General features: G+C 41.8%; 11 protein-coding genes. 2 read left to right on the top strand and 9 right to left on the bottom strand.

The window, feature by feature from the left end; all coding sequences use genetic code 11:
* The first annotated feature begins 39 nt into the window (after positions 1-39).
* Entirely contained in the window at positions 40-2,157 is a 2,118-nt protein-coding gene (gene recG / locus AC1XUE_RS17375) for an ATP-dependent DNA helicase RecG (RefSeq protein WP_483357253.1), read from the top strand.
* 82 nt (positions 2,158-2,239) lie between these two features.
* Here recG and AC1XUE_RS17380 read toward each other — a convergent pair whose 3' ends face one another.
* From AC1XUE_RS17380 to AC1XUE_RS17415, 8 genes are all read right to left on the bottom strand, one after another.
* Positions 2,240-3,586 carry an FGGY-family carbohydrate kinase gene (locus AC1XUE_RS17380; RefSeq protein ID WP_483357254.1) on the bottom strand — a complete coding sequence of 449 codons (1,347 nt, stop codon included), beginning with the start codon at positions 3,584-3,586 and terminating at the stop codon, positions 2,240-2,242.
* A 100-nt stretch (positions 3,587-3,686) separates the two neighbouring features.
* Positions 3,687-4,382, bottom strand: a complete 696-nt coding sequence (locus tag AC1XUE_RS17385) for a GDSL-type esterase/lipase family protein (protein WP_483357255.1) — start codon at positions 4,380-4,382, stop codon at positions 3,687-3,689.
* 83 nt (positions 4,383-4,465) lie between these two features.
* The gene (locus AC1XUE_RS17390) at positions 4,466-5,161 is read right to left on the bottom strand and encodes a hypothetical protein (RefSeq protein ID WP_483357256.1); all 696 of its coding nucleotides are present in this window, start codon (positions 5,159-5,161) and stop codon (positions 4,466-4,468) included.
* A gap of 4 nt (positions 5,162-5,165) precedes the next feature.
* Complete coding sequence (locus tag AC1XUE_RS17395; protein WP_483357257.1) at positions 5,166-5,813, bottom strand: hypothetical protein; 648 nt, start codon at positions 5,811-5,813, stop codon at positions 5,166-5,168.
* A 215-nt stretch (positions 5,814-6,028) separates the two neighbouring features.
* A complete protein-coding gene (locus AC1XUE_RS17400; protein WP_483357258.1) occupies positions 6,029-7,339 on the bottom strand; it encodes a TolC family protein in 1,311 nt (436 codons plus the stop codon).
* A 78-nt stretch (positions 7,340-7,417) separates the two neighbouring features.
* Positions 7,418-8,080 (bottom strand): ABC transporter ATP-binding protein, encoded by a 663-nt coding sequence (locus AC1XUE_RS17405; protein ID WP_483357259.1) that lies wholly within the window; start codon positions 8,078-8,080, stop codon positions 7,418-7,420.
* A 236-nt stretch (positions 8,081-8,316) separates the two neighbouring features.
* Complete coding sequence (locus AC1XUE_RS17410; protein ID WP_483357260.1) at positions 8,317-9,180, bottom strand: winged helix-turn-helix domain-containing protein; 864 nt, start codon at positions 9,178-9,180, stop codon at positions 8,317-8,319.
* A gap of 76 nt (positions 9,181-9,256) precedes the next feature.
* A complete protein-coding gene (locus AC1XUE_RS17415; RefSeq protein WP_483357261.1) occupies positions 9,257-9,700 on the bottom strand; it encodes a hypothetical protein in 444 nt (147 codons plus the stop codon).
* A gap of 218 nt (positions 9,701-9,918) precedes the next feature.
* Between AC1XUE_RS17415 and AC1XUE_RS17420 the strand changes: the two genes are divergently transcribed.
* Entirely contained in the window at positions 9,919-11,163 is a 1,245-nt protein-coding gene (locus tag AC1XUE_RS17420; protein ID WP_483357262.1) for an MFS transporter, read from the top strand.
* 129 nt (positions 11,164-11,292) lie between these two features.
* On the opposite strand, the gene AC1XUE_RS17425 is transcribed toward AC1XUE_RS17420, so the two are convergent.
* A complete protein-coding gene (locus AC1XUE_RS17425) occupies positions 11,293-13,692 on the bottom strand; it encodes an ABC transporter permease (RefSeq protein WP_483357263.1) in 2,400 nt (799 codons plus the stop codon).
* Positions 13,693-14,014: the final 322 nt, after the last annotated feature.

Genomic DNA, 14,014 nt, shown 5'->3' on the forward strand with positions numbered 1-14,014 from the left:
TAAAATAAGCATTTGGTAAAAACCATGTATTTTTGAAAAATGAGCCAGTCCACTCCACCCGTACGCAGCAACTTTTTTGATACACCCATTGAATTTCTCAAAGGGGTGGGATCTCAAAAAGCTGCCCTGTTGAATCAGGAATTAAGTATCTTCAATTTCGGAGATCTGATCCAATACTATCCGTATCGCCATGAAGACCGTACCATTTTTCATAAAATCACTGAGGTAAACGAGCAGATGCCGGCAGCTCAGATTAAAGGGCGCCTACGCGAATGGAGCATCACCGGGGAAGGAAGCAAAAAGCGTTTGGTTGCAACATTTTCCGATGGGACGGGTATCATGGAGCTGGTGTGGTTTCAGAGTATTAATTGGTTTGAAAAAAATCTAAGACCTAACACCGAATACATTGTATACGGTAAACCCATTGCTTTCGGAAACAAATGGAGCATTACACACCCCGAGATTGACCTGCTGACCTCCGAAAATGCGCATGGAGGCTATTGGCAGCCCATATATTCACTCACTGAAAAACTCAAACGTAAATTCATTGACAGCAAAGCCATCAGTAAAATGATGAGAACTTTGCTGGAAGTATCTCGTCCGCATCTTGCAGAGACCTTACCGGCAGAACTCATTCAAAAGTACAGGATGGTTTCCAAAGCTGATGCTGTCTGGAATTTTCACTTACCTCAAAGTCACGCCTGGCTGCATCAGGCGCAACGGCGGTTGAAATTCGAAGAACTGTTTTACAACCAGTTTCGCTTACTAAAAAATAAACTCCTGCATAAAACGGAATTCCCCGGACTCGTTTTTGACAAAGTGAACCTGGTGAAGGAATTTTATGCACATCATCTCCCTTTCACGCTCACCGGTTCGCAGGTAAAGGTATTACACGAAATACATGAAGACCTGAAAAAAGGGAAACAGATGAACCGCTTGTTGCATGGAGATGTAGGTTCCGGAAAAACTATTGTTGCTTTCATTACTATGCTATTTGCACTGGATAATGATGCACAGGCATGCCTGATGGCCCCAACGGAAATCTTAGCCGATCAGCATTATCAGGGGCTGAAGAAATTCGCAGATTCATTGGGCATCAACATTGGTAAACTAACCGGTTCTACCCGAAAAAAAGAACGGGAAGTAATCCATAGGGAGTTGCTGGACGGTTCTATGCAAATTATTGTAGGTACCCATGCACTGATCGAAGATATAGTGCAGTTTCGGAATTTGGGATTGTGTATTATTGATGAACAGCACCGATTTGGTGTCGCCCAACGCTCCAAACTCTGGGCAAAAAATAAGAGAATCAATCCTCATATTCTGGTTATGACAGCAACCCCCATTCCCCGCACACTGGCTATGACTTTGTACGGCGATCTGGACATTTCCGCCATAACGGAGCTACCCGCGGGAAGAAAACCCATCAGAACCGTGCACAAGTATGATGCACACCGACTGTCTGTATTCGGATTTTTGAAAGAGGAAATCAATAAGGGCAGACAGGTTTACATGGTATATCCTCTGATCGAGGAATCTGAGAAACTGGATTTGAAAGATTTAATGGATGGCTATGAAAGTGTGGCCCGTGCATTTCCGGATACTCCGCTCAGCATCCTGCATGGAAAAATGAAGTCCAAAGACAAGGATTTTGAAATGCAGCGATTTGTGCGGGGTGAAACAAAGATAATGGTTGCGACAACAGTGATAGAAGTTGGAGTAAACGTACCCAACGCTTCAGTAATGGTCATTGAAAATGCAGAGCGCTTCGGACTTTCTCAACTACATCAGCTACGAGGAAGAGTTGGCCGGGGTGCAGAGCAATCTTATTGTATACTGATGACCGATTACAAAATCAGTAAAGATACCCGTCTGCGCATAGAAACCATGTGCAGAACGAACGATGGATTTGAAATTGCAGAAGTAGATCTCCAGCTTCGTGGGCCGGGTGATATCACAGGTACACAACAAAGTGGTCTGATGGATTTACTCATATCCAATCTTGCTCAGGACGGAGAAATACTCAAGGTTGCAAGGCTTTGTGTGGAGGCAATACTCGCAGCCGATCCGGATCTCCAGCAGCCCGAAAATGCGCCTATACAATTGCATTTAAGTAAGATCAAAAAAGAACAGACAAACTGGAGCAGAATCAGCTGATTTGGCTGGTACATATTAAAGAAAGAAATCCTGAGGGTACATGACCGACAGGATTTCTTTCTTTATTATTAACCAAAAAAACCTATTCCGCGCTTATCTCATGAATTTCTCCGGAGAATTCGAATGTTTGAGGACGCGTTACATGTAACGCTGCCCCAAGCGAAGTGGCATATGGAAGATTGGTAGCATATACGGCATGATTAGGAAAATTCTTCGCTACCAGTTTGGTAAAGATGTTATTCTTCGCAAAACCTCCGTCTACATAAATAGACTGGACATCATTGATACCCACCAACTGAAGTGAAACAGTCAACATGTCTGTCAGTCCCTTTAACAAATGGTGATAGGCAGCCTCAGCCGAAGCAAATGCACTCACCTGCCATTCCTTCGTGTTAGCTTCAGGGAATGGACCGTTACCAGTCATACAAGCAGAATAAAATGGAGGAGCATCCACTTTGAGAACATCCGCATTGTAATCAACGGTTTTATAAAAGTCGGGTTCTACCCTGAAGTATTCTGCTATACGTGCAGTTTGGTAATCGTGCTCGCGGCCCAGGAATAAACGCGACGCCGTCACCCCACTACCTTCCGGCGTAAGGTAATTCATACAGTCACGTTCCAGCTGATAATAAGTAAGCGGCTTGGCTGAAAATGAATTAAAATTGATACACCATGTACCTGTTGAGAGCAAAACGAATGGTTTCTTCACTGCCATTCGGTAAGGCACCAATGCCGATGAGCTGTCGTGTAGCCCGAATCCTGATTGAATTCCCTTTTCTCCGTGGCGGTAAATAAATGACGATGAAGCCAATACAGGTGCGAACTTTTTATGAATCCCCTCTGCTTTTACCCATTCGTGGTAATCCCACATTTCAAAGCTCCACAATGCTGTGTGGCATCCCAATGAGGTGTAGTCACTTACCTTTCTGTTCGTCAGTAGGTATAAAATATACTGCGGCAAATGTAAGGTCGTAACAATCTGCTTGTAAATCTCCGGTCTGGTATATTTCAGCCAGTACATCTGCATCCCGGAATTGAGCATACCCATTGCCGGAGAACCAGTTTGTAAAGAGAGCCTGGTTGGTTCCCCGTATGTACTATAAAACTGTTTTAAAAGTGCTTCAGGAAAAGGCTTCAGATAAGAGTAAAGTGGAGTAAGCGGCTTATTCTGACCATCAAGATGGACCAGACTTGCGCCGTAGGCGGCCACGTTCACTGCCTTGATATCATACTTAGGATTATTAAGCAATGCCGCCCAATGATCCTGCACCCATTTGGTTAATAACGTTATATCCTCCGTCGGGAACCCGTCTTCATCCGTTGTTTCCGGGAGTGACTCAGAGAATTCTTCTACTATCTGATAGTTCTCATCAAAAAGTACATATTTCTTATTGGTCCTGCCAATGTCAAAAACCGCCGTTACTTTCATTATTTGAATGCTAGATCACTTATTAAATCCTAAATGTATTTTTTGGTCAATATACTGACTTTACTTTGAAACCTATACCCTTAATCCTACTTTTTCAATTCTAAACAGTCTTTTCAAGTATAGGCTTTAAAACCTTAGTCCAGCGGCGATAACCTTCTTCGTTCATGTGAAGACTATCTTTTAAAAATATACCCGCATCAGGACGTCCATTTTTTAGCATGACAGGCCAAACATCAATATAGTCGTGCTTTTTGTCTGTTTTAATAAAATCCTGAATCAGCTTATTAGCCTTGATCACATCTTCACGCTGTGCCCATCGTGAAGGTGATGGTTTCAGAGAAACACCATAAAGCCTTACTCCGGGAAGCTGCTCTCTGAGTAATTTGGTGAGTGCCACATAGGCATCACGTACCTGCTCGGGAGATTTCTTCTTCTGTCCGAACATATCATTTTCACAATAAATGACAACAGTTTTAGGTTTGTATTTGATGACCGACCTTTCAGCATAATATATGACCTCCGGGAAAGTGGAACCACCAAAGCCTCTATTGATCACGGGCAACGGAGCAAGGTCGCTTGCAGCCTGCTTCCAGTTGGTGAAAGATGAACTACCAGTCAAAACAATGCCACCGTCGGCTGGCATGTTCTCTGCGTCTGCTTTTTCAAAAGCTACGATAGAATTTTCGGATCTGTCCAGTTTATAGTCTGGTTTCCAAGGCGCTTCGATTGATACATAGTTGGATCTTTGGCAAGCTGCCAGCATTGCAAAAGCCAATAAGAAAAAATACTTCTTCATAAAAAAGACTGTAAATACGCTAATAAGGCGTACCTACAGTCTTTATAACTGAATAATTTGATTTATTTATTCAGTCCATCATCTTATCTGCCATAAAAGTAACGAACACCAAGGCCTACACTTGGGAATGTAAATGTAGGCGTGAGTTGGTAGTTAATCTGATTGATTTTTATATCTTCAAAAGCAAGATCAGGATAAACATGTTTGTTTCTTTGATAACTCACAGAAACCGGGTTGGCAAATGCCAGACTTGCTGTTACCCACCATTTTTCTGATAAATTATAGTAGACTCCGGCACTTAAATTCAATCCCAAAGTAACCTTATTTCCTATTGTCTCTTGTAAAGACCCGTTATCAGGTGTATAAGTTTTGGAATTATCAAAGCCCAAGTTTACCGATGGGCCTCCAAAAATACCTATGTGTTCATTGAAATGCTTGTAAAATTGCCAGAAGCGTCCTACACCAAAACCAACAGAACTAATACCAGACCTTTCAATATTCACATTTGTATTGTTGTTATTTACCGAATACAATTTTTTTCCTCCCGCCAATGAATTACTAATTGTCCATCCCGTTGCTCGCGTTTCAGTTTTGAACTTACCAAGAGAAATATTGAAGTTGTAGCCATATTCATTTCTTGAAATATCGGGCTCATCATTATTTTGTTGAAAGTTGATTAATGCATCTCCTGAAAGAAATTTTTTACCTGTAAACTGGGCCTGCAATGAGCCTATTGTACCGAAACCGATAAGCAATGCTAGTAATAATATCTTTTTCATATAATTAGTGCTTTTGAATGTACCATGCAGCCCGAACCGAGAAATAGCCATTCAGGCTACTTGTTGCAGCGGATCTGAAATAGAATGAGTTTGATTCTTCAAAAGAGGAGTAACCTGCTTCTAACGATAGCAGATTAATGTCGGATTCCAGAGAAAAGCGTGGACTGACCCAATAAGCAATGCCTGGTTTCACACTCAATCCAGTTGAAAATCCGTTTGTTTTAGTAGTGTTATTGGCAGACTCATTCTTATACCTATACAGACCAATGTCAGCCGATGATGTCAAAAACACAGCCCATTTGGATTGACTACCAATCGTTTTGTAATTTCTTATAAAAGGACTTACATAGTAGGACATGTTACTAATTTTATTTTTCTGGTCTCCCTGTTTGATTGTCAGTAGATCAATTCCAGTACCTATAGTCAATCCTAAAAGAAAATTATCCTTGACAAATTTCCCTGCAGACAATGATGGAGTTAAACCTATGCGTCCTTGTTTATATTTGCTAGTTGATTCGTTGGTGACAGAAGTATTCGCTCCGGAGATTCCAATTGTTGTCCCTATGTACCCTGTCCCCTTCTCCAACTGAGCTTGAACAGGATTATAAATAGATAAATAGCCAAGTATGGCTAAAAGCAAATATTTTTTCATACGTCAAAATAGTTTGATAGATACAGCAATATAGCATCAATTTTGTAACCGTTTTAACAATTAACTTTTTTTATCAAGTATAACAAAAGAGGCGACCGTTGGTCACCTCTAAAAATTACCTATACCAAAATTTAACCTAACTATTTTTAGCGATTAGCCTCACATTTGCTTGTTTCGCTGATTTCTTCAAGCTCATTGCCTTTGCCAAAAAGCGATTAAAATACCCCATCCCAGTTCCCCTGCTGATAATATTGCAGTAGTCGCTGCTGCATTAAATATTCATATCTCGACTGAATCGCATTTGCCTCTGCTTTCGCAAGATTTGCCTTGGCGAGTGAATATTCAAAAATGTTGGCAGTTCCGGCATTCAGCTTACTTTCTACCACTGTGAAACTTGCTGATAGTGATTCGGCCTGGCCTTGTGCAGCAGAAAATTTATCCGTGGCAGCATTCATATCCAATACTGCTTTCTCAATGGCCTGTCTCAATATTTGTTTTGTCGTTTCCTGCTGATTTTGTGCAAGCCGCTCCTGTACTTTGGCAAACTCTACCCGTGGCCTTGTCACCCATCTTCCCATAATAGGGATATTCAGTCGGAGGTTCATAGACCCATTCCGGGTTGCATTCAACTGATTGAAGTAATCAAGTTTCTTATTGGTGGAAGCGTAAAATGCTCCAAAGTCCGCACCGAGCGATAGCGAAGGAAAGTTGTCTGCACGTATCGATTTTACCTGATACCCGAAACTTTTGCGATACAACTCAGCACTTTTCGCTTCGGGAAAATTGATCTGAGCAAATTCATACAACCCGCTTGCCGTCAGAGCAGCCTGTTCTGTCCTTAACGGTGTAAGTGGTTCAAGCACCAGGCTATCGTCGGCAGGAATATTGATACGTTGAAACAGCGCCAATCGGGCAGTCCTGTAATTATTGAGTGCGGTCACTTCAGCAAACTTATCGTTTGATAATTGCGCTTTAATCTCAAACAACGTATTGTTTCCGAGCACCCCGGCATCCACCTGTTTTTCAACACGATCTACCTGAATCTGAGATGATGCCACCTGCTGGCCTGCTGCTTCATAAAGTGCTTTCGTCGCGAGTACATTCACATAACCCTGCATCAGTAGCGCTACCTGTTGGTTGAATACAGCAGTTTGGTTTTCATTGGCAGACTCTTTCAGTAACACATTCTGCCGGATCTGGTTCTGCAACTTTCCTCCCTGAAAAACAGGCATTTGAAAGCCTCCTCCTATGGAACTGTAGTTATACACCTGATCAATATATTCATTGGTATACTGATCAATACTCCGTCCCAGATTGACACTGTTATTGGAACCGATTGAAATCTGAGGAAGAATCTGAGATCTTGCCTGCCTCAACTGGGCTTCTGCCGACTCTGCCTGCAGACTTCCCTGTTTATACACCAGGTTATTTTTGGTCAGAAGTGCTACACATTCGTGCATACTGAGCCTGGCCTGCGCCTGCAAAATGCCTGGCAACAAGCTCAAAATGAGCAATACATATTTCATGGCTAATAGATTATATAATTCTGAGTCGGGGAAGTATCCGCGATACACTCCGTGCCCTCTGCCGCATAACCTTTGGTTCTACGCTAACCATCCGTCTTTCAACCGCACGATCCTATTCCCGTACGTTGCATTCGACTCGGAATGCGTTACCTGCACAATGGTTACTTTATCTTCTTTATTTAACTTTTGAAACAGCTCCATAATTTCCACTGCCTGTTCAGAATGCAGGTTGCCTGTAGGCTCATCTGCAAAAATCACTTTGGGATTGTGAACAATGGCACGCGCAACGCCAACCAACTGCTGCTGTCCGCCTGACAACTGATGCGGAAACAAATCCTTTTTCGCAACCATATTAAAGCGATCCAGTAACTCTGCCACTCTGCTTTTTCGTTCAGAAGAAGGCGTACCCTTGTAAAGCAGCGGCGTTTCAATGTTTTCGTAGACCGTCAGCTCGTCAATGAGGTGATAAGCCTGAAATACAAATCCGATCTGATGTCGGTGCAACTCGGTTCTTTTCTTTTCAGATAATTTCTGAACAGGCTCATCCAGAAACAGATATTCACCTTCTGACGGCTCTTCGAGCAAGCCTAAAATATGTAACAATGTCGATTTTCCTGAACCAGAAGGCCCCATAATCGATACGAATTCCCCTTCTTTAATATTGAGATCAATGTGACGTAACACATAGGTTTTGCCAAAGCCAGCGGGATAATATTTAGAAATCTTTTCGAGCTTGATCATAAAATTTTGGTATAAATGAATTCAGGAGCACTACCTTGTAGTCGATAACCAAATATAAAAAGTTGTGCTTTACTAATCCTTGTACATATACTTTAAAAACGCTTGCCAGACAACTAACCCATTAACTAACAAAACTTTACAAAATACATCATATAAAACTATCGTTCGAAATCGTACAAACGTGTACGCTACCGAACGATAGAAACTGATCACAGACGTCAAATTTTCAGAAATAATCAGAGAGAAATCTCCATGCGATAACCTATACCATGCACTGCGTTAATTCTCACAGAAGTATCTTCTGAGAGTAACTTCCGCAGGCGTGATACGAACACATCCACACTTCGTCCTACTGTAACTCCTTCATCTTCCCAAACAGATTTGAGAATAAAATCTCTTTCCATAATATGGTTTTTATGGCTTACAAACAGATGTAAAAGCTTTGCTTCCCGATAGGTGAGGTTATGCTTTTTATCACCGCTATACAGCATAAGATTAGACATATCCAGCTGAGATACCCCGAAACTGATCCGTGGATCACTAATAACTTCTTCTGCTTTTGAAGCAATTTGCTCCGGCTTTCCTGACTTTCGCCATACCACGAACCCAAGGCCTGAAAGCAAAACTCCTGCGGGTATCAGCCACCAGGTCCCGGATGAGCCTGCAGTTTTTTCTTCGGGAAGAAAACTGATTTTCAATATATAACAGCCAGGCTCCTTCGTTCTGCCTGCACAGGGAACGCCTTCTTTGGTTGTCAAGTCGAGATAACTGTAACCGAGTAGGATTTCATCGCTTCCACAGTTCAGTATAGATACGTTGTAGGATTTTTCTATTTTGTGCAAATCGAAAGACTTCTGCAGTAATTGCGGTAGCTCTGCATAATCAAAAACCTGATCCAATTCTATTGAAAAAGATGTGTCATCGGTTTGCTTTACAGCTTTGACAATGGAAAGAGAATCTCCGTTTTGTAATTTTAACTGATGAACAGCCCGCCGCATGGCCAGATTGACACTTTCAGCAAATCGTATTCCCTCGTTATTCGCAATACTGTCGGCTGTATACGCACACAAAATGATCAAAACCAAAACGATTGTCCTCATAGCCATTTTTAGAAACATCACAATTTTGAACATACTCTAATACCGACACAACAATTCAATCAACGAATTTAATGATTTAGCATCCATCATTTTTATTCTTGCGCAATCCCAGCCACTGGTACAGATCAGGAATAAACCTTTTTTGCTTTACGACAATAACTTTTCTAGCCGAATTGTGTAGCTGACCAGCCGGATCGACAATAATCTGATCTCCGTCTTTCGCCAGTTTTAATATCTCAGCCATTTCGTATTCCCGAACAGCATGATTATGCACGTAAGATTCGGAATTAATGATCTTACCTTCTCTCATCAGATAAATATAGAAAGGAACTGCATTTCTGGCACCTCCACCCATGCTCAGCTTTCCTTTTGTAATCCAGGAAAACATATCAGCGGAAGTTTCCTTCCCATTCAGTAATAAAGAATCATGCTTTACTTCATTTTTAGGTAAACCATTTGAAACTGAAAAAGAGAGCAGAACAACAAAAAGGAATGTGACTTTGACCAACAGATTTTTCATGAGCTGTAGTTTTTTGAATGAGTTATGAACTGAATCAAATGTAAATCACCCACCTTCAAATCTGGTGAATCACCTGTAAAACAATGTAAACAAATTGTAAAAGCTTGAATTCATCCTTGAAACTGAACAAAAGCAACAACTCATATTAATTTTCAACCATCACCGAACGTAATTACATCAGGTATTTGTTCTCCTGAAAAACACTGCATAATATCAACTTGAAGAAAGTTAATTCACAAGATCCTTACGCTGCCCTTCGTTTTTCCGATTTCCGGTTTTACATCTCCAATACTTTCCTGTTCGCAGCCACCATTCTTATACAAGAAGTAATCGTTGGATATGAGCTTTATAAAATGACACATGATCCGCTGGCATTGGGATTGATCGGATTAGCTGAAGCAATACCATTTATTGTTACGTCGCTGCTTGGTGGGTACATTGCAGATCAGAAAAATAAGATCAGTGTGATGCACATCAGTATCGTTGTGATTATTTTGGGGTCAGTTATGCTGTATACTCTTTTTCAACCCGGCATTTATAATTCTCTTACTGAATTTCAGCATCTGGCATCTATTTACGGCGTTTTTGGATTAATAGGTTTTGCCAAAGGATTTTATTCACCGGCCTCAAGTTCTCTTAAACCCTACCTGGTACCTCGTGCGTTTTATGCAAACTCGTCTACATGGAGTGGCTCATTCAGGCAGGCCGGAGCGATTATGGGTCCGGCTATTGCGGGATTTCTTTATGCTATTGTAGGTTTCAGAAATACGCTGCTCGTAGTGATCATTAACTTCGTAGTATGTTGGTTCTTACTGGGACTGATTAAAACCAGACCCGAAATTGTCAAAATTACCACACCTATACTTGAAAGTCTGAAAGAAGGTTTCCGGTTTGTCTTCAGAACCAGAATCGTCTTATATGCCATCTCACTGGACTTATTTTCCGTATTGTTTGGCGGCGTAGTTGCACTGTTGCCGGCATTTGCCGAAGACATTCTGAAGGTGGGTCCGGAAGGACTGGGATTACTCAGGGCAGCTCCAGCTATTGGTTCTTTGCTTACCATGCTTGCAATGGCCTACTTTCCTGCCACGCATAATGCCTGGCGCAACATGCTGGTATCCGTAGCCGGATTTGGACTGTTCACCATATTGTTTGCAATTTCAACCAATTTCATGTTGTCTTGTGCTGCTTTGTTTTTTACAGGTGTTTGTGACAGTGTGAGCGTGATCATCAGACAAACAATCCTGCAAATATATCCGCCGGAAGAAATGCGCGGACGTGTGGCAGCTGTAAATGGTATGTTCGTAAGTTCGTCCAATGAGCTCGGAGCATTTGAATCCGGAGTACTTGCGAAAGTATTTGGGACAGTCCCTTCTGTGATGATGGGTGGAGTAATGACGTTAGCTGTAGTTACATGGATCTATGTAAAATCGAAAGATTTGTTCTCGGTGAGGCTAAGCTAAGTGGTGCTAAGCGCATAGTAAAAGCTATCTAAATGCAGAGGTATAGGAATAATACGTTGGTATTTCGATGAGTTATATATTTAAACGCTGTACAACTCAATTTTAACTCTGCGTCGGAAATCTGATAATCTACTCCACCCTCAAACTTTTCACCGGATCCATCATAGCGGCTCTTAACACCCTATATCCAACCGTAGCCAGGGTAATAAGCAAAATCAAAATTCCACCTGAGCCTAAAATCCACCATTCAAGTGCTATTCGATAAGCAAAATCATTAAGCCAGCCATTCATCAGATACCAGGCAAGAGGTGCAGCTACAACGAACGCAAACGCTACAAGTGTAATGAATTCTTTTCCAAACAGCATCGAAATACTGTTAACACTTGCTCCTAATACCTTACGAACGCCGATTTCTTTGGTTCTCTGCCCCACCATAAAATTGGTCATCCCGTAAAGTCCCAGGCAACAGATTGCGATTGCCACCATTGCAAATGCACGGATCAGAGAGGTAAGTTGTTGCTCTTTTTCATAAAATTTCGCGACTTGTTCATCTACAAATTGGTAACTAAATACTTCTTCCGGAAAATTCTTTTGCCAGATTGCCGCCAGAGTAGCCATACTGGCAGACACATTTTTGGTATCCAGTCTGACCGCCACTTGCTTGTACAATTGGGGATGTGCAAAAATAACACAAGGCTCTTTTGCCTCCTGAAGTGATTTTAAGTGGAAGCTTTTCACTACACCCACAATCTCTCCTTTCATTCCACTATTTCCATCTTCCAGCAAGCGACCGAGTAAATTCTGAGGATTTTTGATCCCTAGTTTGTGCATTAGTTCTTCATTTACTACAAACTCTACTACAGAATCTTTTTCCGCAATATTTCTGCCTGCAATAAGCTTCATTTTATAAGTGGGAATGTATCCGCTGTCCCCGAAACGATCCCGGATCACGAACTTTTCCCATGATGTCCTACTTCCAAATCTGACTGAACCACCATAGCCCATTTCAGAAGAGGGTGCTTCGTATTGATAAGCTACTGAACTAATACCCGGATATTGGAGCAGATCGTTTTTCAATGATTCCCTGATATTCTGTTCCGGATTGATCTTTGGAAGTGTGATAGTAACAACCGCATTTTTATCAAATCCCAGATCCGCATTCTGAAAATAGTCTAGCTGCATTACCAGCACGATGCTACCCATGACGAGCATCTGTGCTACAACAAGTTGAAAGACCACCAGAGACCTTCGCAAACCAACTCCTCTAAACTGAGCGATGCTCAATTTATTTTTCAGCGCAACGACAGGATTAAAACCGGAGATGATGATGGCAGGATAAAAGCCAGCCAAAAGAATCATTAACAGTATAGTGAAAGTACCGAACAGTAAAAACCGAACCTGGAATAACATTGTAAACGCAAAAACGTCCTGATGTACCCAGTTGTTAAGCACAGGCAAAATCAAGGCTACCAATAGCGAAGCCACAAAGGCAGATGCCAAAGTCACCAGCGTAGTTTCACTCATAAACTGAAAAAAAAGCTGGTGTTGCATGCCTCCCAGTACCTTCCTGACACCAATTTCCTTTGAGCGTTTCAGTGCCTGAGCAGTAGACATATTGATAAAATTAATACAGGCAATCAACAGCAAAAATACACCTACACCTGCCAGGATCCAGATGATAGACATTCGGATTTGACCGTCATATCTCTCGTCAAAATGCATATCCGCCAATGGTTGCAGCCTATGGGAATAATATTTGGCTGTCTCCCCATAGTATTTGCTGCCATTCTTTTTAATCTGGTTTTCAACGTCGTTTGGCTGAGTATCTCTGCCAAGCCGCACAAAGGAAACGTTCCTGGAACTGAGCCAACCGAAATTGTCCATTTCGTAATCAGTTTCCAATAATTTGAGAGTGGGCAAAGAAATAAAAATACTGAAATTGATATCAGTGGGTAATTCATGATCTTTCACAATGCCTGTAATCTGCAAATTAATCGTATTGGCAAGTTTGAGCGTTTTTCCGACTGCATCAACTGTTCCAAAGTACTTTTCGGCAATGCTTTCGGTAATTATGACAGTACCCGGGTCAGTCATCGAGGCCGCTGCGTGTTTACCTATCCAATCGAAATAGAACATTTCCATAAAATCCCGATTAGCAAACACTACGTTGTCTTTTTCTATGAATCGCCTGACCCCGTTTGTCTCGGTGGCTGAAATAGTCGAGTTAGGATTTTTTCTGATAAAACCCACCTTTTCGATCTGAGCGTAATCACGCGCCAAGGATGCCGCCAGCGGTACCGATGAATCCACCCCATATTCAGCTCCTTCATCCAGCAACAGGTCCAAAACCACGCGGTAGGTTCTTTTAAAATCGGGTTGATGCGTATCAGTAAGTAAATGGTACTGCAAAAAAACAAATATCAACGTCGCACCGGCGATCCCTATTCCGAGTCCCAGAATATTCAATGTGGTATAGGTGGGGTTCAAACGGAGATTCCGGAATGCGATTTTGATGTAGTTTTTGAACATATGTATTCCAGAATATTCAACCTTTTCAGGGTTGGTGGATGTATGGAGATCATTTTACACCCCGGGTATTACCCGAGGCTATTCATATTGAAGCCCTACAGGCTTCTTCATTGACAAGTTTTCCTTTAAGATTTAAATATCCATTCTTACAACCCGGATTTCATAACTCAGGTTATTGGTATCGACGCCCTACTGGCTTATTCATCATCGGAAACCCGGAGGGTTTCAACATAAGTAACGCCGGGTGAAATCCGGTGTAAATCCGAGCCTGACAACTTACCAACCCCAAAGGGGTTGACTAATCACGATAAGCGAAACTATT

The sequence above is a fragment of the Dyadobacter sp. HNCC25DJ187 genome (assembly GCF_056895255.1).